The sequence below is a fragment of the Cryptobacterium curtum DSM 15641 genome, from assembly GCF_000023845.1.
In the GTDB taxonomy this organism is placed as follows: domain Bacteria; phylum Actinomycetota; class Coriobacteriia; order Coriobacteriales; family Eggerthellaceae; genus Cryptobacterium; species Cryptobacterium curtum.
Map to the genome: position 1 here is coordinate 544,061 of NC_013170.1, position 23,787 is coordinate 567,847.

Annotated in this window: 17 protein-coding genes and 1 riboswitch; of the genes, 13 read left to right on the plus strand and 4 right to left on the minus strand. The window is 51.6% G+C overall.

Going from position 1 to position 23,787, the window contains the following annotated elements; translation table 11 throughout:
- Positions 1-9 precede the first annotated feature (9 nt).
- From CCUR_RS02290 to CCUR_RS02315, 6 genes are all read left to right on the plus strand, one after another.
- Positions 10-570, plus strand: a complete 561-nt coding sequence (locus CCUR_RS02290; RefSeq protein WP_012802871.1) for a DUF6652 family protein — start codon at positions 10-12, stop codon at positions 568-570.
- Between the two features lie 194 nt (positions 571-764).
- Positions 765-877, plus strand: a riboswitch (adenosylcobalamin-variant (AdoCbl-variant) riboswitch).
- 29 nt (positions 878-906) lie between these two features.
- Positions 907-5,388 carry a DUF4430 domain-containing protein gene (locus CCUR_RS02295; protein ID WP_083771568.1) on the plus strand — a complete coding sequence of 1,494 codons (4,482 nt, stop codon included), beginning with the start codon at positions 907-909 and terminating at the stop codon, positions 5,386-5,388.
- Positions 5,385-6,125 carry a DUF4430 domain-containing protein gene (locus CCUR_RS07215; protein WP_012802873.1) on the plus strand — a complete coding sequence of 247 codons (741 nt, stop codon included), beginning with the start codon at positions 5,385-5,387 and terminating at the stop codon, positions 6,123-6,125. Before CCUR_RS02295 ends, CCUR_RS07215 begins: the two co-directional genes overlap by 4 nt.
- A 29-nt stretch (positions 6,126-6,154) precedes the next feature.
- The gene (locus CCUR_RS02305; protein WP_012802874.1) at positions 6,155-7,054 is read left to right on the plus strand and encodes an energy-coupling factor transporter transmembrane component T; all 900 of its coding nucleotides are present in this window, start codon (positions 6,155-6,157) and stop codon (positions 7,052-7,054) included.
- The gene (locus CCUR_RS02310; RefSeq protein ID WP_012802875.1) at positions 7,048-8,670 is read left to right on the plus strand and encodes an ABC transporter ATP-binding protein; all 1,623 of its coding nucleotides are present in this window, start codon (positions 7,048-7,050) and stop codon (positions 8,668-8,670) included. Before CCUR_RS02305 ends, CCUR_RS02310 begins: the two co-directional genes overlap by 7 nt.
- A gap of 10 nt (positions 8,671-8,680) precedes the next feature.
- On the plus strand, positions 8,681-9,370 hold the full coding sequence (locus CCUR_RS02315) for an ECF transporter S component (protein ID WP_012802876.1): 690 nt from the start codon (positions 8,681-8,683) through the stop codon (positions 9,368-9,370).
- 88 nt (positions 9,371-9,458) lie between these two features.
- On the opposite strand, the gene CCUR_RS02320 is transcribed toward CCUR_RS02315, so the two are convergent.
- The gene (locus tag CCUR_RS02320; RefSeq protein WP_012802877.1) at positions 9,459-9,782 is read right to left on the minus strand and encodes a hypothetical protein; all 324 of its coding nucleotides are present in this window, start codon (positions 9,780-9,782) and stop codon (positions 9,459-9,461) included.
- 18 nt (positions 9,783-9,800) lie between these two features.
- Positions 9,801-10,616, minus strand: coding sequence for an Mrp/NBP35 family ATP-binding protein (locus CCUR_RS02325; protein WP_049754316.1), 816 nt, complete (start codon positions 10,614-10,616; stop codon positions 9,801-9,803).
- Between the two features lie 380 nt (positions 10,617-10,996).
- On the opposite strand from CCUR_RS02325, the gene CCUR_RS02330 reads away from it, so the two are divergent.
- The 7 genes from CCUR_RS02330 (at position 10,997) to CCUR_RS02360 (ending at position 20,257) form a co-directional block, all read left to right on the plus strand.
- Positions 10,997-13,042, plus strand: coding sequence for an elongation factor G (locus tag CCUR_RS02330; RefSeq protein WP_012802879.1), 2,046 nt, complete (start codon positions 10,997-10,999; stop codon positions 13,040-13,042).
- Positions 13,043-13,152: 110 nt separating this feature from the next.
- On the plus strand, positions 13,153-14,976 hold the full coding sequence (gene glmS / locus CCUR_RS02335) for a glutamine--fructose-6-phosphate transaminase (isomerizing) (protein ID WP_012802880.1): 1,824 nt from the start codon (positions 13,153-13,155) through the stop codon (positions 14,974-14,976).
- Complete coding sequence (gene acpS, locus CCUR_RS02340) at positions 14,973-15,710, plus strand: holo-ACP synthase (RefSeq protein WP_245526104.1); 738 nt, start codon at positions 14,973-14,975, stop codon at positions 15,708-15,710. The genes glmS and acpS overlap by 4 nt, the downstream gene beginning before the upstream one ends.
- Positions 15,707-16,585: an NAD(P)H-hydrate dehydratase gene (locus CCUR_RS02345; protein ID WP_012802882.1), complete on the plus strand. Its 879-nt coding sequence runs from the start codon at positions 15,707-15,709 to the stop codon at positions 16,583-16,585. Before acpS ends, CCUR_RS02345 begins: the two co-directional genes overlap by 4 nt.
- A gap of 100 nt (positions 16,586-16,685) precedes the next feature.
- Positions 16,686-17,219 (plus strand): HdeD family acid-resistance protein, encoded by a 534-nt coding sequence (locus tag CCUR_RS02350; RefSeq protein WP_012802883.1) that lies wholly within the window; start codon positions 16,686-16,688, stop codon positions 17,217-17,219.
- Positions 17,219-19,396, plus strand: coding sequence for an NAD-dependent DNA ligase LigA (gene ligA, locus CCUR_RS02355; RefSeq protein WP_012802884.1), 2,178 nt, complete (start codon positions 17,219-17,221; stop codon positions 19,394-19,396). Before CCUR_RS02350 ends, ligA begins: the two co-directional genes overlap by 1 nt.
- Before the next feature lie 129 nt (positions 19,397-19,525).
- Positions 19,526-20,257: a TlyA family RNA methyltransferase gene (locus CCUR_RS02360; protein WP_012802885.1), complete on the plus strand. Its 732-nt coding sequence runs from the start codon at positions 19,526-19,528 to the stop codon at positions 20,255-20,257.
- A gap of 216 nt (positions 20,258-20,473) precedes the next feature.
- Here the strand turns inward: CCUR_RS02360 and CCUR_RS02365 are convergent, their stop codons facing one another.
- Complete coding sequence (locus tag CCUR_RS02365) at positions 20,474-22,195, minus strand: polysaccharide deacetylase family protein (protein ID WP_012802886.1); 1,722 nt, start codon at positions 22,193-22,195, stop codon at positions 20,474-20,476.
- Between the two features lie 54 nt (positions 22,196-22,249).
- Complete coding sequence (locus tag CCUR_RS02370; protein WP_012802887.1) at positions 22,250-23,614, minus strand: PFL family protein; 1,365 nt, start codon at positions 23,612-23,614, stop codon at positions 22,250-22,252.
- Between the last annotated feature and the right edge of the window lie 173 nt (positions 23,615-23,787).

Here is a 23,787-nt window from a genome sequence, read left to right on the forward strand (position 1 = left end):
GAACTCGTTATGCCTAAAGCTCTGCGAATTGCGTTACCTATCGTGCTTCTTGCGTCGGTCTATTGTGCCTTTGCGGCATCAATGCAACCCGATTCAGGTGATGCAGCCGATGCTGTCATGAATATATGGTTTGCGTCGATGATTATTATTGGCATGGCGAATGTTGTTAACGCTTGCCTTGATCGTGGTGAAGGCAGTCCGCGACGGCTTGCATTCTGGGATATGCTGCTCAAACTATGCCTTATTCCGTTCTATCTTTTTGTGTTTGTGGGCGGTCTGCTTCTGTCCTTTGTGCTGGCGATAATACCTGGTTTCATTTTTGTGACGCCTATTTTGGCAGCTATGCTCGCCGTCATTGATTATGTGCTGCTGTTACTTACTTCTTCGTATGGTTTTGCTTCGGTTGTGCGTGCGCAGAAGCAAGGACTTATTACTAAAGGAACAGCAGTAGTGCTTGGCATACTGCATGTATTCTTTGTTGCTGATGTTGTGGCGGCAATTGTGCTGTACGCAATGATACGCAATGCAGAAAAACCGGTACTTACTGCCGGAAGTCCGTCAGAGTCATAAACCCCTCAAGAAGCTTTTCGAAAAACTGATACCCACGTAAAACGGTATTTGTAACACGTTGGCCGACGTTGAAGCTCTGGGCGTATAACGCATTGGCGTACGAGTTATCTTGTGCCCGAGAAGTCTAACTGTCTGGTCTGGTACAATCGCGAATAATATATTGGCTTGGTGGAGATGCCTCGATAGGCGTAGGTACGTTAAAGCGTGCTTGGGGAAATGCGGGTGAAAATCCCGCGCTATGCCAGTAACCGTAAACCTTCTTCGGCATTACTGCGTCTGAAGGAAAAGTCGGAATGCCCGCCACCGCTTTCGAGCCCTGGAAGTGAGGTTCCGACCATGTTCGGACATCGTTCTCTATGCTTTAATGCAACGCGTTCGTCATACGAGTATGTCTCTGCAGCTGACACAGCGAATGCATCAGATGCTTCAACATCTATTGCGCCATTACCTTCTGCCATGTTGCGCGTCCTATTAGCCATTGTGCTTGCGGTATCGCTGTGTCCACTTCCCACGACAGCTTACGCGCTTGATGAGGAATCTTCTGCCCAAGCGACACCTTTATCTGCTTCATCTGCTGAAAACGCACCTAGCTCGGTATCGTCGACTGCGACAGATTTGGAATCATCTGCGACGGAATCGTCCGAAACATCTGCAGTTTTTGCTGATCGTGCGGCAGTTTCAAACGACGATGATGACGACTACTGGTCTGGCGATGACGATGACTGGCCTGGAGACGACGATGACGATGATACTGACGACAATACCGGTAGCAGTTCATCAACTGGCTCAGATTCGAGTGGCACTTCCGACAACACGAGCACTACAGAAAGCGATGCCTATCTTGATTCGGTCGTTGCCAAGCTGACCGGCGAAGGATTCTCTGGTTGGATACCAAAGCTTACGTACGAAAGTGATACCAATATCAATCAGGTGCTTATTAATCACCTGAAGGATCTTGGGGTAGATACAACGGGTCTTACCGTTACGGTAAGCGAGGTGACATTTGCAAACACCAACCCGAATGCACAGGTTGGCATCTCGACGAATGAAACCGATAACGGCGCTATTACCTACTATAAGGGTGATCCCGATAAGGTTGGGTCATGGGCCACGCCTTCGCTCCAGCGGGTCAACAAAATTGTCTTTAAGCTATCGCATGACGGTAAAACAAAGGAATATAGCCCCGCGCGCACGTTTGCTGTTCCATGGAATACTGATGCAGCAAAGACTTTGTTGGAATCAAAAGCCCAGGTACTTTCTCTGTCTTTTGCCGCTGGTGATACTGCTTTATCGGTTACAAAAGATTTCCCGCTTCCATCAAAAATACCTGGTGTCAACTGGTCGACTATTTCCTGGTCGTCTTCATCAACAGCCATTACCGTGAAACCTCCTTTGTATAAACTGGGCGATGGGAGCGCGGTAGTAACGCGACCTAACCAAGATGAGCAAGTTGTTCTTGAGGCTACTATTTCTGGACTCGCTAACTTTGGCATGCCTGAAGGAGCATCCGTCACCCGTTCGTTTACGGTTTCTGTAGCGGGTGATTCAAGTGCTATTGAAGCGGAGCAACAGGCACTTCAACAGAAAGTGGATGCTGCATTTACGACGGGAGCACTGAAGTACAGCGACAGCACAGCCGCTCTTAATCCAGAGAGCATAACTGACGATATGCAGCTGCCTCGTCCACGTACGCTTAAAGTCGATGGTAAACAGTATTCCATTGCCTATCAAGCCTCAAATGATGCGCTTACTATCAATGGGTATCGGGCAAATGTGTTGCGCCCCGAGCCAGGTACGCCTGCTCGCAGTGTTGATATAACCCTGACCGTTACCAGCAAGAAGAACCCCGCCATTTCTGCCAGCAAGAAGCTGCAGTTAACAATTGAGCCAATCGATCAAGCCGATGTGCAGGCAGAACTTAACTTAATGGCGCAGGCGAAGGCCGCCTATGGTAACGCATTGGCTGCCGGAAAGGATGCGGCAGCACTCACCGGTAACCTCCATCCCTTCCAAAAGGCCTATATCGCTCAGGATGGATCGCTTACCTGGGCATATACAGCCGCAGATGCTCGTAGTGCCGTCCAGGGTATTGTGCCGGTTGAACTGCCGGGTTATGACAGTATGGGGTCATCAGATCAGGCACGCCTGTTTGCCTCGAGCTCTCCAGCGACGATTGCTAACGAAACACTGCGTCTGACACGTCCTGACTACGATACTGAAGTCACTGTTTCGTCGGTACTTTCAAGTGAAAAGTATGCGCGGTATGCCCTGCGCTATCCCGATAATGCTGATTTCAAAGCACTTGCGTCCCAGCCAGTATCAGCGAAATTTACGGTTTTTGGTACAAAAGGCCATGTCCTTCACCTTGATGTTTCGTGTTCCATCATCGGGGTTGACTCCTTTGGTGCCGATCAGCAATGGGTATCAGAGACACCACTTACGGTAGAGCAAGGAACTACTGCCGCACAGGTGACCGAGCAACTACTCAGCGCTGCGGGTCTTCTTCATGAATCACAGGGCGCAGGAGACACCGGGGCAGGAAGCGACTACTACCTTTCCAGTATTACATCGCCTTTAACAGGTCATTCGCTTTCCTGGGACCAAGCAACAGGGAAGTACTGGCAGTTATTTGTGAATGGTTTGCCGTCTCAGGTAGGTGCTGGTGCGGTAGTACTTCATGCTGGTGACTGCATTACGTGGTACTACTCTGCGTATGGGCAATCACTGAATGATGAAGCGCATCTGCAGGTATCTTGCAGCGTGATCGGTCCTAATGCAACAGGACAGCAAGTTTTCTGGGTGCCACTTTCTACGGTTTCACTTCCTTCGGGCGCGACAGCTGCTGACGCGAGCGAGATGATGCTCACACAGGCGGGACTCGTCCATGAATCACAAGGCACAGGTCCAAGCTATTACCTTGCCAAAATTGTTTCACCTTTTACCGGTGAAGCGCTTTCATGGAACCAGGAAACCGGACAATTTTGGCAGCTGTTTATTAACGGCACATCAGCCTCAAGCGGGGCAGGTTCCATTGCGCTTGCAGCAGGCGATAAGATCGAATGGATTTATTCGTCTGCCGATGAAACAATACCTGATCCACATGGATCAATCGGTACTGTTGCTGTTGATCCCAATGCTCAGGGAGATCCAACACTTTCATCTGATTGGCCGACCTTTGCTGCGCACGGGCCAAGCATGTCGGGCGCGGATACGCCAACGCCCGACCAAAGTGCTCATGCCATCTGGACTGCTCACCTCAAAGATGCAAATGACTGGTCGACGTATGCGAGTGATCCGATTCTTGTCGGAGATACTGTTCTGACAGCTGTTGGTTCTGAATTGCAGATGCGAAGTGCTCAAACGGGCGACATTATTGCCTCGACACCCTTAGCAGCACCCATCGATTCAGTTGCGCGTATGACATTTAAGAGCGGCATCGTATACGTTCCTTTGCATGGAGGACGCATGCAAGCTATTGCTGTCACGTCGTCGAGCCTAACGACCAAGTGGTATACCGAGTCGCTTCCCGATGTAGGGGGCAACGCGATGCAGTCGCTGTCGAACGTGACCGTTGCGAACGGATGCGTGTACTTTGCAGCAACAGCAGCTACGTGGTCGGCCAGTACGGGCGGCTGGCTTGTTTGTTTAGATGCAGCTACGGGCGCTGTGCGATGGAAACAGAAATCTGCATCAGCTGGATACTACTGGTCTGGTTCTACTGCGGTTGCTTCGTCATTGGTTGTTGCTGATGATGCGGGGAATTTGCAGAGCATTAATGCAGCGAGCGGAACGGTGACATCAACCATTTCTCTGGGGGCTGGCGTCCGTTCAGGTGTGATAACGGATACTGATGGGCGCCATGTGTACGCAGTCTCAACTGATGGCGTACTACACAAGGTTGCAATTGATAGCGATGGTGTCTTACATGCCGATGGATCGGTAAACTTTGCTGCGTCGAGCACGTCGACACCGGTATTGGTTGGCGGAAAAATATACGTTGGTGGTGCAGCACATACTACTCATGCAACTGAATGGGGTAGTGCACCCGATGGTCTGCTGGCGGTTATCGATGCGCAGACACTTACAGTGGAACACGCAATTTCTTCCTTAGAGGAAGGTGGCGCAATTGGCGCAGATGTGAAGTCAGCGCCTCTCGTGTCAACACAAGACGGGCAGACCTATGTGTATTTCACTGCCAATACGCCCCCGGGTGGCGTCTACGTGTACCGGCTTGGGGATGCAACTGCTCGTGAATTGTTTGTACCTGAAGCCGATGCTCAGAACTATTGCCTAGCGTCACCTATCGCTGCATCTGACGGCTCGCTCTATTACGTGAACGATTCGGGAAACCTGTTTAAACTGGTTGCGACACAGAAGCCTTTTAACCCCGACAATCCGAATACACCAGAAAAAAAGGTGCCAGTAACGCCGCATAATCCAGACGGTCTGAACAATCAGACTGGTACATCAATTGGAAACGGTCCCGCTTATAATGATGCTTCGTCGGTGCGCTTTGCGCTACGTTCGAATGTGTTGGATAGTCGCGCGACAGGAAGTGCTCTTGAAGCGTCTGAAGAGCAAGTATCGAGTGCAAGAGCTTCTTCTGAAGCGGCCGCGTCAAAGCTTGATGCCGCTGCAAGCGGCACACGGACACCGTCAGAGTCTTTAGATGGAGCAGTACCAGTAATGCTTTCTGAAGATGCTGTCGATCAGGTAAATCAGTTGCCAATTTGGGCAGTAGCGGGTCTTGTTGTTGGGATAGCTGGTCTTTTGATTCTTGTGTTTGGTCGGCGTCGCTCAAAGGATGAAGATAAATGAAGGACGCACGGTGGCGTTGGATAGCCACAGCTGCTTGTTGTGTACTGATTGTCGTCAGCGCATGGACACTCGGCTCATATTTTCTTGGGTCCTCTGGCGCATCAGAAGATCTTTTTACTACCGTTGCACCAGCTGAAAGTGATGCTTCATCAGGTGTAACAACAACAGGTGACCTTATACCTAAACAAGAGGACGACACAGCCGATCAAAGCGATGGTGCTGCGGGTGAAGATACGGGATCATCGGATGACCCGACACCTCCTTTAGCCGCTGCAGATAGTGCATATGCCACCCAGTCGGGCGACCCGCAGTCGAGCGACAGTTCGAGTCGCTCGTCGGATGGCTCCTCAGTGGCAGGTGGTAGCTCTGCTTCATCTGCAACGACAAGCGGTTCATCTTCGTCATCGTCTTCTTCGGGGGACCAGTTAACTCACATTCAGGTGAATATAACGGTTGATGGCACCGCAGCTGGATCGAATATATCATCGGCATTGCTGTCGATTCCCGCCGGGTCAACGGTCTATGATGCGCTGAAAGCGACGGGCGCTTCAGTGAATGCGCGCAGTACTGTCTATGGTATGTATGTAGCGGGAATTAACGGCTTAGCTGAAAAAGAATATGGCGCCCAGAGTGGATGGATCTACTATGTCAATGGGCAGTTTGCCGATCGGGCGTGTGATCGCTGGCGTCTTTCCGAAGGCGACTATGTTAAATGGGTTTATGTGAGTGACAACTAGCTGTGCCAATACAACGAAGTAGCGCCGAGATGACGACAAGTTTTGATATTTTGCATCCAGCGGTGCAGGCAGTGTGGTGTGCGTTAGCGCTGGGGCTTACTATGACCGCATTTCATCCGGTGCTTGCTCCGATTGCTCTTATGGGCGGCTTTGTTGCAAACAGCATGGTGCAAGGGGTACAACATACCGTTGCTTCGCTGCGGTGGCAGTTGCCTTTATTGATTTTAATAACTCTTGCTAATCCGTTGTTTTCGGCTTCAGGATCGACACTGCTTATTCAGGTGGGTCCATGGGCACTCGGTACTGGCGAGGTGTTTTTGAATATTTATGCAGAAAGCCTCGCTTGGGGCGCAGTGGCTGGATGTGTGTTTGTGGCTTCAATGCAATGGTTTGCGTTTACCGCTCGGCTTATGACATCCGACAAAGCAATGGCACTTTCGGGACCTTTTTTGCCGACAGTCAGTCTTATGGTGTCAATGACTCTGCGCCTTATGCCTCAGCTTGCCCGTCGCGGTCAGTATATCAACGCAGTTTTGCATGCGTGTACATCGGCCGGACCTGCACAGGCAGGCATGCAAAAAGGAATTTCTCAAAGGATTGCTCAACACGTGCGGATGCTTTCTTCTTTGATGGTGTGGGGTATGGAAGACTCACTCGAGCGATCACGTGTCATGCGAGCACGCGGGTGGGGAAATGCCAGCACACACACCCGTTATCGCACGCGGCGCTTTCGCTGCGCCGACGCTATCGCGTTGGCGGTAGTACTAGTGCTCGGTGTACTCTGCGCGGTACTTGCTTGGGTGGCTTGCAGTCAATTTACGTTCTATCCCAAGATGAGTACGCTTATTTGGTGGTGGGGATATGGGGCATATGCCATGTTTTTTCTCGTGCCATCGTTTGTCGTGGTGCTTGAAAGGGTGAGATGGTAGTAATGCATACATGTGCCATGGGTCGACCCCCTGCATTGGAGTGGTCGCACTTTACCTTCGCCTATCCCGGCGGTCAGCCATTATTTGCTCCGATTGATATCGCTGTGCGTGAGGGCGAGTTCGTTTTGTTTGTGGGGGATACGGGCAGTGGCAAAACCACACTTTTAACAAGCGCGAAGGCAGAAATTGCTCCTGCTGGTGAACGGAATGGACACATTAAGCTGTTTGGGCACGAGGTGTGCGAGGGGCAGAGTGATATCGCTTATGCAGCACAAGATCCGGATAACCAACTCATCTGTGATACGGTGTGGCATGAAATGGCCTTTGGACTTGAAAATGCAGGTACTCAGCCCGATACCATGCGTCGTCGAGTAGCGGAATCAGCATATTTTTTTGGCATTGGCAATCTTATGCATCGTTCGGTCGAGAGCCTTTCTGGTGGTCAGAAGCAGGAAGTGAATTTGGCTGCTGCCTTAGCGCTTCAACCGCGCATTCTCTTGCTTGACGAACCCTGTGCACAGCTCGATCCGGTGGCAGCAAAAAACTTTCTCCACTTGCTTTTGAGGGTCAATCGTGAACTGGGAATAACCGTCGTCGTTGCAACGCATGAACCTGAACAAGTTGCAAATTATGCGACGCGATGTGTTGAGCTTTCCACTAGGGGAGCGCGGCCCCTTGATTTAGAACGCTTTGCTACCCGTCCACTTGATGTGCGTTGTCTTGACGTAAGCCTTGACAAGATTCCTCATGAAGACAGCCTTGTTCAAGAAAATGGGCAGGTGAGCGATAGTTCTCAAGCTTCTTTGGAGCAGCGAGTAAAGGGTAGCCATGCGCAGCAGGTGAATGCTGACCATACGCAGGGCATGCCGACAATCAGTAGCAATAAGTTTCGCTTCAAAACGGCTACTTTTCGATCGACGGTATCGCTGCGTGATGCCTATGTACGTTATGGAAAAGGCGAAAGCTGGGTATTGTCCGGATGTGACTTTGAAGCTCAGCCAGGGAGCGTGCAAGCTATCGTTGGCGGTAATGGATGTGGGAAGTCGACATTACTTCTTGCACTTGCGGGCATCTTACGGTTAGAGCGCGGGCGCCAAAAAAATAGTCTGGCTGCCCACCAGGCATTTCTTCCTCAGGCACCGCAGGCGCTGTTTACGTGCGATACGGTTGCCGAAGAACTGACCGACTGGCAGGCAAACAGCACCTATTCTGATGCTGATATTACCCGACAGATGCACGATCTTGGTCTCGAGGGCCTTGCCAATCGCAACCCGTTGGATCTTTCAGGTGGTCAACGGCAGCTTGTGGCCTTTGCAAAACTTGCGCTGACTAATCCTCATCTCCTGCTGCTCGACGAACCGAGCAAGGGTCTTGATGCGCAGACAAAATGCGTGCTTCGGCGCGAGCTGCGCAGAATGGCCGATCAAGGCTGCACCATTATTTTAGCGACGCATGATCTACCGTTTGCGGCACTTGTTGCCGATCGGGTATCGCTGCTATTTGATGGGCAGATGGTTTGTAGTTTGCCCCCACAGGAATTTTTCCGCGAGAACCTTATTTACCAAGCGCAAGCTAACCGTTTCACCGATTTAGTTATCGCTGAAACTAGTAAGTAGGGTAGGACAGATGCGTACACGCTGGATCGCTGAAATGGTTATTCTCTGTTTGGTCCCTGTCGGACTGGGTGCGTGCGCGTGGTTTCAGTGGGATGCCAGTGCTCTTCTTTCATTTGTCGTAGCGGTTGCAGCGATTGTTCTATTTTTCGTTGATTTCGAAACCAGTAAGCCTGCGTTGCGTCAGATTATGCCGACCGTGGTACTTGCTGCTCTTGCTGCTGCAGGGCGTATTCTGTTTGCACCAATACCCGATGTCAAACCAGTATCAGCTATTTGCATTTTGGCTGGTGCCGTATTTGGCCGGCGCTGTGGGTTTATGACCGGCGCGCTTGCAGCACTGGTGTCAAACTTCTTTTTTGGTCAGGGGGCTTGGACACCGTGGCAGATGTATTCATGGGGGCTTGTTGGGTATCTTGCCGGCGTGCTATCTGCGCAGGGCTGGCTGGATCATAAACCGATTCTGTATACTTACAGCTTTCTTTCGGCGCTGGTGTTTGGGCTCATCATGAACGGTTGGTATGTTATTGGATTTGTTCATCCATTGACGTGGGAATCGGTGCTGTTGGCGTATGCCGCGGGGTTTCCCTTTGACGTGATTCATGGCGTTGCGACGGTGGGTTTTACCGCAATCATATATTGTCCCTGGAAGCAAAAGCTGGTGCGTATGAGGGAAAAGTATGCTCTCAGTGGCTCTGCTTAGGAGATCGTGTGGCTAAGACGGTACTGGGCTAGAGGGAACTAATGTTCTGTCCTACTTAGTGGTTCTTTTAACAGCTACGGTCAGATGGCTACGACCACGGATCCTCTTCAAAGAGGGGTTCGGGAACACGGGCGTCGTGTATATCAGAGTACGGATCGTAGCCATCGTCATCTTCATTTGGTGCGCGAAAAGGCTGCCTGCTGTCTGGTGATGTAGATGAAATAGCTTTCTTTGCTGGTGTAGCAGCCGCCGACGGATGAGTGCTTGGCAGAGCAATATCGCCATCAGCTGGCGACAAATGACCACTTGGTGTAGCGCCATTATCGACAGCGACCGACGAGGGCGCGTTTAACAGAGAACCCTCATCGGCGGCTGCAGCTACGTAACCTACTTGTTTGCGATCTTTACACACAGCATCCTTATGTACGTCTTATTTATTGTCAGCTGTAGATACTGACTCAATCTGTTCGAGAATAGGATCAAGCGCATTGCCTACTTCATATTCCTCGACTTTGCCCGCGTCGCACAGGCGTGCAAAGTTCGGATCGATCGGAAGTGTTGCATAGGCAGGGATGTGGTACTTTTTAGCCACTTCTTTGCCCTGTGGTTCACCAAAGATAAAGTGCTGTTTGCCGCAATCGGGGCAGGTATAATAGGCCATGTTTTCGACCAGACCGAGTGTTTTCACATCCATCTGGCTTGCTAAGTTAACGGCCTTGCCTACGATCATCGACACGAGTTCCTGTGGTGCCGAAACCGTCACAATGCCATCGATGGGCAAACTCTGGAATACCGTCAACAGCACGTCGGATGTTCCCGGCGGCATGTCGACGAACATGTAGTCGATATCTCCCCAGTTCACTTCGTTAAAGAACTGGCGAATTGCCCCGGACACCACCGGTCCACGCCATGCTACGGGCATATCATCGGCAGGAAGCATAAGATTGGTTGACACAATCTTGATGCCACTCTGACTCTGTGCCGGAATAATGCCATCAGCATCAGCGGTAAGTGGGTTGCTTACGCCGAAAGCCTTAGGAATAGAAGGACCGGTAACATCGGCGTCGAGGATAGCTACTTTTTTGCCGCGCTTTTGTTGTGCGCTGGCAAGCAGACTGGTGATGAGGCTCTTGCCGACGCCACCTTTACCCGATACAACACCAATAACATGATGGATGTGCGAATTGCTGTTGGGTGAAAGTACTGTGGGTTCCGTCGCTTCAGCGCCGTGGCACCCTTGCAGCATTTGCTTTTCTTCTTCGCTTAATGATTCTGTATTTGCCATAAGCCTTAAGACCTTCTCTCGTCTAACTGATCTTGAGGCAATCGTAACACAAGCACTGCAGTTACTCTTAAGTGATACTGCCGAAGAAGCAAACTGTTCTGTTTGCCTGTGAGTAGTTTTGCGGTGACACAATGAGTTTATCAGTTACTCGCAGGATAAACCTCCAACGAGCACGCTATTAATCAGTAGGGATATACCGCCAATTATCGCATTATCCACCAGCGGAGATACGCTAAAATGCAAGACGTGCGATGCATGGCAGTCAGGCGGGCCTGGCGTTCAGGAAATGCGCATCGGCATGGGCGCCGCAACAGGCCGCTTACGTGAAAGCAGGTGGTATCATGGCAGCTCCCGCTACCGAACATGTACGCAATATCGTCTTGGTGGGTCAAGACGGCGCTGGGAAGACCTCCCTTGCCGAGGCGATGCTTCATGTTTCAGGGAAAACACCGCGTATGGGTACGACACACGATGGTAAGTCGTATCTCGATTACGATGAAGAAGAGATCCGACATCGATTTACCCTCGGCACTTCAATTGCTCCCATTCCGTACAAGGACTACAAGATCAATCTGCTTGATACGTCAGGGCAGCCTGATTTTATTGGCGATGCGCTTGCAAGTATGCAGGCTGCCGAAATGGCGATGTTTGTTATCGATGCGGCCACTGGTCCGCAGGTGATGACGACGCGTCTGTGGCATGAAGCCGAGCATATGCGCCTGTGTCGTTCGGTATTCATTAACCATATCGACCGCGAAGGCGCCAATTTCGATGTTGCCATGGCTACATTGCACGCGCGTTTTGGCAGTCGTTTGGGTGCCGTTACTCTTCCAATTGGGGAAGAGGCCGCTTTTACGGGCGTCATCGATATTTTGCGGATGAAAGCACGTTATTTCGAGGCGGGTGGCGAACGCGTCGAAGATATTCCCGAAGCGTATGCCGATGCAGCTCAGATAGCACGTGAAAAGCTGTGCGATCTGGTTGCCGAAGCCGATGACGAACTGATGATGAAGTATCTGGAAGGCGAAGAGCTTTCTCAAGATGATCTTGAAAATCTGTTGGATAAAGCCATTGCTCAAGAGATATTTATTCCGGTATTTGTGGGTTCCACAATTATCGAACAGGGCATTTTGAATCTCATGGAGGACATCTGCACGTACTTCCCGCACCCGCGCTCGCACGGTGCCTTTGTGCTCGCCGATGGGAAAGAGATCTTTATCGATGAGGCGGGTGAACCTGCTGCCTTTGTGTTTAAAACCATTGCTGATCCATACGTGGGGCGCCTGAGTTTTCTCAAGATTATTGGCGGCGTACTTTCTCCCGGTATTGAGCTGATCAATTCCCGCACAGGTAAAAGAGATCGACTTGCGCACCTGTATGTCATGATGGGCAAGACAACGGAAGATGTGAAGAGTGCGAAGGCGGGCGACATCATCGTTGTTCCTAAGTTAACCGACGCGCGTACGGGAGATACCCTTTCGGAATCCGGCGCACTGGCACTCGATCCGCTTCCGCTGCCACAACCGCTTTATCTGGTGGCTATCGAGGCCGATAACAAAAAAGATGAAGATAAGTTAGGGACGTTCTTAGCGCGCGCAGCCGAAACTGATCCGTGTTTGCATATCGAGCGCGATGAAGAAACCGGTCAGACCGTTATTCATGCGATGGGTGACACGCAAGTTGAAACACTGCTGGCGCGCTTGCAGTCTCAATCGGACGTTTCTGCCCATCTCGTGCCCTTGCGCATTCCGTATCGCGAAACCATTCGTTCATCTGCCGAAGCGCAGGGTCGACACAAGAAGCAGACTGGTGGTTCGGGTCAGTTTGGCGACTGCTGGTTGCGTATTGCACCCCATCCAGGTGAGGGCTATGAGTTTATTGACGAAGTAACGGGTGGACATATTCCACGCAATTACATTCCCGCTGTTGATAAGGGTGTGCAAGAAGCAATGGCTGAAGGGTTCCTTGCAGGGTACCCCATGGTGGACATTACCTGTGCAGTATTTGATGGGAGCTATCATTCGGTCGATTCCAACGAGATGGCCTTTAAAACAGCTGCTCGTATTGGTTTTCGAGCGGCGTGTGAAAAAGCGAACGTCGTTCTGCTTGAGCCCATGGCTAATATGAGTATTGAAGTGGGCGAAGCCTACGCCGGTGTGGTTATGGGAGACATTTCAACACGGCGTGGACGAATTGTCGGCACCGACTCAAACGATACGGGCGACACGATTATTTTGGTGCGCGTTCCGTATGCTGAAGTGGTTTCGTACACGAAGGATTTACGTTCGCTCACGCGGGGTACGGGGTCATATTCAATTGAGTTGTCCGGCTATGAAGAAGCGCCAGCCAATATTACGCAGAAACTTGTCGAACAATATCGCAAATAAAACGGTGCGGGTATTTCGCAGGTTTTCAGCTGATAGCCGATAGATCGCTTTGCAACTGGTGTATTGCACTAGAATAGGCGCATTATTTTACGACGATGGGAGCAGCTTATATGTGCGGCATTGTAGGCTATACCGGCGGCAAGATGGCAAAAGACGTCCTTATCGAAGGACTGGAGCGCTTGGAATATCGCGGCTACGATTCGGCGGGTATCGCCCTGCAGGATGCGGGGAAGCTCACGGTGGTTCATCGGGTAGGCAAAGTCAGTGGCCTTGCCGAAGTAGTGCGATTTCTTGATAACCCGGGTACCTGTGGTATTGGGCATACGCGTTGGGCGACACATGGTGCGCCGAGTGAGCGCAATGCGCATCCACATACGTCCTGTAATGGGGATATTGCGGTTGTTCACAACGGCATTATTGAAAACTTTGCTGAACTGCGGGAGCGTCTCGAAAAGGCGGGTCACGTTTTCACGAGCGATACCGATACCGAAGTAGTAGCACACCTCATTGAAGAAGCGTACGAAGGTGATCTGCGCGCCGCCCTTGCTGCAGCCTGTTCTCAGATAGTAGGGGCTTATGGCTTGGCAGTTGTCTGTGCCCAGGAACCAGGTCGCATTGTGGTAACACGGAAAGATTCGCCGATCGTGCTTGCTCATGGCGATGCGGGCAGTTACGTGGCCAGCGATATCATCGCGGTTATCGAGGCTTCGCGTGATGTGACGGTGCTTGGCGATGGTCAGTTCGCCATTATGGAGCCCGATGGTATTTCCTATACCGATGCAGAAGGTAACCCGATAGAGCCAAAAATCATGCATGTCGACTGGGATATCGACGTGGCGGAAAAAGGTGGCTATCCCGACTTCATGATGAAGGAAATCCACGAGCAGCCGCGCGTGGTGCGCGACACGCTCGCGGGCCGTATGACCAATGGCGTGCTCTCTATTGAAGAGCTTGGCATGACGCTTGAAGAATTACGATTGATCGACCGCGTCTATATTATTGCGTGTGGCACGAGCTATCATGCGGGTCTTATTGCGCGTCAGCTTATAGAAGGATGGTCCCGCATTCCGGTTGAGGTAGAGGTTGCGAGTGAATTTCGCTATCGCAACCCCATTATTACACCGTCTACCCTGGTAGTTGCCGTGTCTCAATCGGGCGAGACGGCTGACACGCTTGCTGCCATTCGCGATGCGCGCATCAAAGGAGCCAAGGTCTTCGGTATCACAAACGTTATTGGAAGTCCGGTCGCGCGCGAATCCGATGGCGTCATTTACACGAAGGCAAATAAAGAAATTGCAGTGGCTTCTACCAAGTCATTCTTAGGCCAGGTGGTAAGTCTGACCCTGCTAGCGATGGTGTTCGCGCAAGCAAAAGGGAAGCTTTCTATTCCTCAGATTCGCCTCCTCTTCAAGGAGCTTGCCGATACGGCTGAGCAGATCGAAATGGTTCTTTCTGATACCACCGATATCGATCGCGCAGCGCTGGCCTGTAAAGATGCTCATGATGCGCTGTTTATTGGCCGCGGAATGGGCGCAGCCATCTGCTACGAGGGTGCTCTTAAACTCAAAGAGATTAGCTATTTACATGCTGAGGCTTATGCGGCGGGCGAAATGAAGCATGGTCCGATTGCTCTTTTGACAGATGGATTCCCCGTTATTGCGGTAGCAACTCAATCGCCCGTTTATGACAAGGTCGTTTCCAATATTCAGGAAAGCAAAGCACGTGGTGCGCTGGTTATTGCTGTGGCAACTGAAGGCGATGAAGAAATCAGTCGATATGCTGATTATGTCATGTACGTACCAAAGGTGCGTGATGCGTTTTCACCCATTATTGCTTCGGTGCCGTTGCAGTTATTTGCCCGAGCTGTTGCTATCGCTCGTGGTTGCGATGTTGATAAACCGCGCAACCTGGCAAAGTCGGTGACTGTTGAATGAGCGAGCGCCCCATCGATACTGATGCCAGCTCCGGCGTTGATACCGCTGCCGACAGTAATGCCAGCATCGACACCGACACTGATATCAATGCCGGTGTCAACACCAATATCGATGCCGATGCTGGTACCAACCCCGACACCAATGCTGCTACTGCCGTCCCAGAATCAGACCCAGCCACTTCGGCCGAGCGTATTATGCGCAGTGCTGCCACTCCGCAGGCGACCGCTGGTGCGGTAGGGCTGGGGGTTGACCTGGTCAATATCGAACGCATGCAAAAGGTCATCGGTCGTTCTCCCACTTTTACAACGCGTGTGTTTACCGTCGATGAGCGTGCCTATTGCGATTCAACTGCGCAGCCGCATGTTCACTATGCCACGCGATTTGCCGCGAAAGAAGCGGTTCTTAAGGCACTTGGTACGGGCATTGCCCAGGGTATTGCACCGGCCGATGTCGAAGTGGTTCGCTTATCAACAGGTGCACCAAAGGTGCGCTTGCACCGCCGTGCTGCCGAACTCGCCAAGCACAAAGGCGTGCGTGATATTCCCTTGTCGCTGTCGTATACCCATCTTGATGCAGTGGCGTGCGCCATGGTTATTACTGACGATTCACAGCGTGCGCAGGCTGAACGGGTTGATCCCATGGAGGAATTGATGCGGCAGTTTAAAGAAGCGCGCACGTGGCTCGACGATATTCCAGCTCCTATTTCCAATCAGACGGAGGCACTTGCACAATGAGATCGTATGATGCATCGTCGCTTGCACAGTTGTTGCCGTATCCTCAGCGCGAGGCAAATAAGTACACGCGCGGAAAGCTGACGCTGCTGGTGGGGAGCCGAACCTATCCTGGTGCCGCGGGCTTGGCTGCCCTGGCAAGCCAGCGAGCAGGTGCTGGCTATTCTGAAGTCTATGTTGAGGACTCTGTTGTCTCGCAGCTTCAGATCTATCATCCTTCGCTTGTTGTGAAGGAATGGAGTGCGTGGGACATGACTGACGAGGTTGCTTCAACCGCTAAGCGCCCCCATGCCTATGTGGTCGGTTCGGGGTTCGATTCCCAGGATCCATTTATTGCTGGTATTACGCATCGCCTGCTCAAGCGCGCGCAAGCGCCCGTTTTGGTGGATGGTGGCGCACTCAAGCTGATGCCTGCGCGCAAGATACGCGATCTCTGCAAACGCCGCTATGAAAAAGGGTTTGCTACCGTTATCACGCCCCATGGGGGAGAAGCAAAAGTGATGGCATCAGTGTTTGCGCTGCCCACCGATGACCCAGAAGAACTTTCTTTAACACTTTCCCAGGCATATGGTGCCATTACTGTCTTAAAGGGCCCCGATACCTATATATCGGACGGCGACTCGACGTATCGGATGGAAGAAGGCACCGCAGCTCTATCCAAGGCCGGCACTGGTGATGTGCTTGCGGGCGTCATTGGTGCGTTTATGGCGCAAGCGATGGATCCGGTTGATGCGTGCGTGCTTGGCACAACCTTGCATGCGCGCTCGGGCGTATTAGCCGCCCGCGATTTGGGTCCGATCTCGGTTTGTGCAGAGGACGTGATACAGTATCTTCCGCAGGCAATACGTGCTCTTGAAAATGAAAGAACCGTATCGTGATCTGCGGTTGAAAGTAGCTCAGGATACTAATATATCTCTATTAGAGAGATCTAATTGAAAAGCAGTAGGTGGATGGCATCAGGATGGAAGAAGGGTAATCATGCCGAGCGCACGGTGGAAAAATGATTGGGATTTGGTAATTGGCGGTGTTGCGCTGCTGGTTATTGGGTTGGTATGCCTGTTCTATCCTGGTATGACACTTGCAATTTTAGCCATGCTCGTGGGCGTTGGCTTTTTGGTTGCGGGCGCTGCGAGCTTGGTATCATATCTGCGACTGCGCACTTACTTGCTGCCAGTACGATGGACATTGGGGTATGCCATAGTTGATGTTGTTATTGGCTTGGTATTCCTGCTTCATCCACTGGCGGTGCAAGCGGTACTTCCGTGGCTTTGTGGGCTGTTTGTTCTTTTGCTTGGCGTCTATGAAATGGTAGCAGCGCTTGGTTTGCGCGCAGTGGCTGTTGACGCTTGGCGCTGGGCTTTTGCAAGTTCTCTCATATCTATCCTGATGGCGCTCATTTTCTTTTTTGTACCACAGATATTGGCCATACTCATCGGTCTGTTTGCGGTAATGCAAGGTATATCGTTTATCGTGTATGGTTACTCCTTTTCTTCAAGTGAGCTGATGCGCTAATGGCGGACGACGCTACTCCTACGTTATTTGATCAAGACGATGTAGGCGCGCGTATTGAAGCGCTGCGTCGCGAAATAGAACATAACTCGTGGCTGTATTACGCGCAGGATGCTCCAGCCATTTCGGATGCGGCATTCGATTCACTTATGCGCGAGTTGCGCCAGCTTGAAGCTGAACACCCGGAGTTTTATGATCCAACATCGCCAACTCAGCGAGTGGGAGGCTATGTTGGCGAGCAATTTGCGGCAGTTACCCATGCCGAGCGGATGTATTCGCTTGATAACGCGATGGATCTAGACGAACTTGACGCCTGGATGGATCGTACGTTTGAAGCACTTGGGACCGACGTGCCTCTGTGTTGTGAACTCAAAATAGATGGCAGCGGTATTGCGGTAACGTATGAAGACGGACGACTCATGCGGGCTGCTACCCGTGGCGATGGCGTCGTTGGTGAAGATGTGACGGCTAATATTCGCACGGTGCGCGATGTGCCCCTACGCCTGCGTGCAGAAGCGCTTGATGCATTAACCGATGTTGAAGAAGCACTCGAATTGCGCGGCGAGGTTTACATGCCGAAGAAGAGCTTTAACGCGCTTAACGCGGCAGCCGATAGGGAAGGGCGTCAAGAATTTGCCAATCCGCGCAACGCCGCGGCGGGCAGTTTGCGCCAGAAAGATCCTACGATTACGGCACAGCGTGATCTGTCGACATTTACCTATGCAACAGCTTCAAACGCTGCACTTACCCTGCCAGGGCAATGGGAATTACTTGAATGGATGCGCAATGCGGGTTTCCATGTGAATCCCGACGTGCGACTTTGTCACAGTCGCGATGAAGTGCGCGCCTTTTGTAAAGAGGCTCTTGATAAGCGTCAATCTCTTCCCTATGAAATTGATGGTGTGGTCGTTAAAGTCAACGACTTTTCTCTGCAGGACCGTTTAGGGTTCACAGCGCGTGCTCCGCGTTGGGCTATTGCGTTCAAATTTCCACCAGAAGAAAAAACAACCCTTTTGCGCGACATTACCGTGCAGGTAGGACGTACTGGTGCGCTCACGCCGGTGGCAGAACTTGAACCGGTAAGCGTTAGTGGGTCGGTAGTTTCGCGTGCGACCTTACATAACGAAGACGAAGTGCGTCGTAAAGACGTACGGGTGGGTGACACGGTTATCGTGCGCAAAGCAGGCGATGTAATTCCCGAAGTGCTTGGCCCGGTGCTTTCGTTGCGTCCAGCCGATGCGCAGCCGTGGCATGCTCCGACGTCCTGCCCGAGTTGCGGCAGTCCGGTGGTGCGTGAAGAAGGCGGTGCCATTCTTCGTTGTGTTTCGCTTGATTGCCCGGCACAGGCGCATGAACGGCTGATCCATTGGGCAAGTCGTGGTGCGCTTGACATCGAGGGCATGGGCGAAGAAGTGATTGGGCGGCTTTTAGAGTCGGGACGCGTTGTTGATGTAGCTGATTATTACCATTTAACGGAATATGATCTTGCCACACTGGATATGGGACGGGTCAATAAAGATGGAGAGGCAATCCATCTCGGCAGTACCGTCGCCGCTAAGATTGTCGGTCAGATTGATCAAAGCAAACATCGTGGTTTCGCACGGGTGCTGTTTGGCCTAGGAATTCGTCATGTCGGTAAGACGACAGCAGAAGCTATTGCACAAGCATACCCATCAATCGAGGCGCTTCGAGAAGCCAAGATGGACGATCTTGCTGCTATCGAGGGCATTGGACCTATTATCGCTGAAAGCCTCTTTGTATTCCTTCGCACACCGCAGAATGTGCAGGTTATCGACCGTTTGTTAGCAGCTGGCGTGGTTATGGAAGAAGCTGCTTTAACGCCTCGTGCACCGCAGACCCTTTCAGGACTTACGTTTGTGCTCACGGGAAGCCTTGTGCAAAGTGGTATGACTCGTACCGAGGCGGGTGACGCCTTAAAAGCGATGGGCGCAAAGGTATCGGGGAGTGTGTCGGGAAAGACAAGTTTTGTGATTGCTGGCGAAGCAGCTGGCAGCAAGCGTGATAAAGCTGTTTCTCTCGGGGTGCCGGTGATTGATGAGGCGGCATTTTTGCATATTCTTGAAACCGGTCAAGCCCCTGCTGGTTCTGATCTTGCTAGCCAGGCTGCTGCCCATCAAGATTTCAACGATTCAGAGTCCGATGATTCTGATGCGCATTAAGCTGCCACTGGTCAAGCTACCAATGCTACCGATGTACAGTAGAATCGGCTTTGTATGACAGCCCGAAGCGATACTCATACAAAGAGGGCATCAGCAGCAACGCCAAAAGGGCAGTGTCGATCGACTTCATTGCAACGCATGCGGCTTGATGATGTGCTTGTTGAGCGTGGCTTTGCAGATGATCGCGCAGCTGCTTTGCGCATTATTATTGCCGGCGAGGTAAAAGTAGACATGCAGGTTGCCAAAAGTGCAGCCATGCATATTGCGCCTGACAGTGCGCTTGAAGTGAAATCCCATAGTCGCTTTGTATCGCGGGGTGGCGAAAAACTACAGGCGGCTCTTGAGGCATTTGATCAACAAGTAGAAGGTCTGCGCTGCATTGATGTTGGCTCATCGACAGGCGGTTTTTCAGACTGCTTGCTTCAGGCGGGAGCCCGTGCGGTTACCTGCGTTGATGTCAATTACAGCCAGCTTGCTTGGTCTGTGCGTACCGACACGCGTGTTACGGTGTTTGAGCGCACTAATATACGGCAAGCCGATCCAGCTGTGCTCGGTGCGCCATTCGATCTTATCGTTGCTGACCTTTCGTTTATTGGGCTTGCTCGCCTTGCGCGGGTATTTGCACGTCTTGGACAAGAGGGTAGTGTTTTTATTGGGTTAGTGAAACCTCAGTTCGAAAGCAAGCAAGGCGAAGCCGATGGTGGCGTGGTGACTGATGAAGCGGTACGGCTCCGTACAGTGCACGAAGTGGAAGACGCCCTGGCAACAGCTGGATTTACGGTAACGGGTGTTATTGAATCGCCCATTACCGGAAAGCGTTCTGGCAATGTTGAATACCTGGTGCGCGCCGTGCTGAAGTAAAGCACTGAGGTAAGCCTACACTCTGCGTTCTCCAAGACCAGTACGTCACAGTGTACAAAAGCACTGCAAGGTGGCTTAAAACGAGTTAAACCACCTTGCAAACATTGCAAATATCAAAGTACTCACAAGCTTGGTACCGTTTAGCACTCGTTTGAGCTGATGCTTAAGGTAATGTGCTATTACGAGGCACGCTTAAATGCGTGGTATTGTGAGCAACTAATTACTTTGCTGCTGGGCTTTCTTGTGATACTCCCAAAGCTCTTCAATAGTGACAAAGCGATACCCTTGTTCACGCAGTTTTGGTAGAGCATCCGCAACTGCTTGTACGGTTTGACTGCGATCTCCGCCGCCGTCGTGCATAAGAATGACGTTTCCTGGCTTTGCCGACAGAATGGCTGATTCAATTTTTGCAGCGCCAGGACGGCGCCAGTCTTCAGTGTCGATATTCCAGTCAACTTCGACATCGACATAAGGATGCACGATCTGGGCAGTCTCCAGTGAATAGTTGCCTCCGGGCGTGCGCACAATTTTATTAGCCTCAACGCCCGTGGCATCGGTGATAGCCTGCTGTCCCTTGACGATTTCGTTGATCTGCTCATCTTCAGTCATATAGCCAAGGTTGACGCCCTTGCCACTTCCTGCTGCATGATCCCATGTGTGGCTCGATACCTGATGACCGCTGTCATATTCGCGTTTAACCAGATCGCCACCACCAGGAGTGTCACCAATACGATTGCCAACAACAAAGAAGGTTGCTTTGGCATTATTTTGATCAAGAATGTCGAGCAGCTCGGCCGTTTGATCTTTCCAGGGGCCATCGTCAAATGTCAGTGCGATAACTTTCTCACCACCCGTGTCGATGCTGTACCGAGTGAGCGTGGGGTTAACAGGCTCTTTGACAACCTGGTTGTCGACGGTAATGCCTGATGTTTTGCCTGTGCGGGTAGCGGCAATGCCGTCAGCTGCCTCGCCGACAACCTCATGGAAGGCACCGCGCGTTCCATCGTCAACCCACTGAGAAGGGATTGGCTTGGTTGTCTCGGTATAATCCTCTGTTTTATCGGCGCCATCGGTAATGGTGAGTGTACTGTTTTCTTTTACGCCAGCATTTCCATTGACTGCCTGTCCATCGAGCGTTGCGGTAAAGGTCTCACCGCCCGTCTGGTCGATAACTGATCCATCAACAGCAAGCAATCGACCAGGGGATACATTTACATTTTGCGATTTTACAATAGCGGATACATTCGAGCCACGATCGACAGTTGTCATTTTGCCATTTAAGGTAATGCTAATCGGGGAGAAGAGCATCCACCAGCATACAATGGCAACAACGCCAGCTGCTATAAGAACAAAAAATATTTTGACGCCAATGCCAAGATGCTGTCGACTGTGTGCAGCGGCCATATTATAGTCGCGGATATGTGCGCCAACCGGTACAAACGACGACCCTTGCTCGGTTGATTCTTGATAGGATTGCGCATGGACAGCGGCGGCAGGGTTGCTGCCCGACATAGCACTAGGTGCTTTGACATTATCGCCCTGTGCAGCGTTAGGTGCTGCAGTGTTGTTGCCCTGAGCAACAGCAGATGCTGATTCAACAGAAGAAACCTGAGAAATAGGCGCACGATGCTGACGCGGTTCCCGTGTAGCGGAACTGGTTTCATGTGCGAGATTGTTTTCCGACGATATAGACGCATGAGCTGTAACCTGTGGGTCGGGAACCGAGGTGAGATGGGGCCTCTGACCTCGATACGAGTCTTTTGGCATTGTCTCTGGCTGGCTTGTAACAGGCGGGAACGAAGCGGTATCTTGGTCGTGTGTTGAAGGAAGATTTCCCTCCGCTTCAGCATTGTGCTTCTCTCGTTCGGTACGCTTTGTCCGCTTATGGACAACAGGACGTTCGCGATGGTGATTTTCGTATTTACTCTGTTCTTCCATTGGGTACAGTCTTCCCTTATCTTGCGCCTACATATCCCTACGAGGGCTTATTTACTAATTCTTGAGAGAGTTTAATGGTGCAGGAATACGTCCGCCACGATGGGCAAATACACTTCCTGCATACTGATTGACCGGCATAACGGGTGCGCTACCGAGTAGCCCGCCAAACTCGAGCGTATCGCCAGCCTTTTTGCCAATGGCGGGAATCACTCGTACCGCGGTGGTCTTGTTGTTGATCATGCCGATAGCTGCTTCATCAGCAATAATGCCGAAGATAGTTTCAGGTGTTGTATTGCCGGGGATGGCTATCATATCAAGCCCGACACTGCAGACGCAGGTCATGGCTTCAAGTTTTTCAAGAGAAAGGGTGCTATCTTGTGCCGCGCGGATCATCCCGGCATCTTCGGAAACAGGGATAAAGGCACCCGAAAGCCCACCAACGCTGCTTGAGGCCATAACGCCACCCTTTTTTACACAGTCATTGAGCAGGGCAAGTGCCGCTGTCGTGCCCGGTCCACCGCAGCGACCCACACCGATTGTTTCAAGGATATCGGCAACACTATCGCCAATAGCGGGGGTGGGGGCGAGCGACAAATCAAGTATGCCCTGTTGATATCCAAGGCGGTCTGCTGCTTCGCGCGCCATCAGTTCACCAACGCGCGTGATCTTAAACGCCGTTGCTTTAATAGCTTCGGCGATCTCAGTCATGCTGGCGCTTTCAGGCAAATCGGCTAAGACGTTACGCACTACACCGGGTCCGGAAACGCCCACGTTGATAACCTCGTCGGCTTCTCCAGCGCCATGGAAAGCTCCCGCCATGAACGGATTATCTTGTACGGCGTTTGCAAATACGACGAGCTTTGCGGCGCCGATAGAATCATGTTCGGCAGTTTGTTTGGCGCACGCGATAACGGTGTTGGCCATTTTCCAGAGGGCATCCATGTTGATGCCGGCCCGCGTTGAGGCAACATTTACCGAACTACAGACGAAATCGGTGGCGGAGAGGGCAGCAGGAATCGAATCCATGAGCACCTCATCGGCTCGTGTTGCTCCTTTTTGTACAAGAGCAGAAAAACCTCCGATGAAATTAACGCCGACAGCTTTTCCCGCTTTGTCCATTGCCTCAGCAATGGGGGTGAAATCGGTGGCTTTCGTGGCAGCACATATTTCAGCAATTGGTGTTGTCGAGATGCGCTTATTGACGATAGGAACGCCGTATTCGCGTTCGAGCTGCTCGGCAGTTGGTACGAGGTTTTCAGCTGCGTGGGTCATACGGTCGTAGACCTTACGAGCCATTATATTGATGTCTTCATCGGTGCAGGAGCGAAGGTTTAACCCGAGGGTGATCGTGCGGACATCCAGGTGTTGCTGGCTGACCATCGCGAGTGTTTCTGATACCTCTTCGGGGGTAATTTGCATGAGCTCCTGTCCTTTCGCGCTACCTTATAATTTTCTTTTCGGTAGTTGGTCGCTAGGCTATCAGACATTTTGCTGGTAGACGAACTAATTCAGTATATACCCTTATTACTTCGCATTGAGTATTGTCTCGCTAACGGTAAGGTCATACGCCCACTCGTCTGTAAGCCTATTCA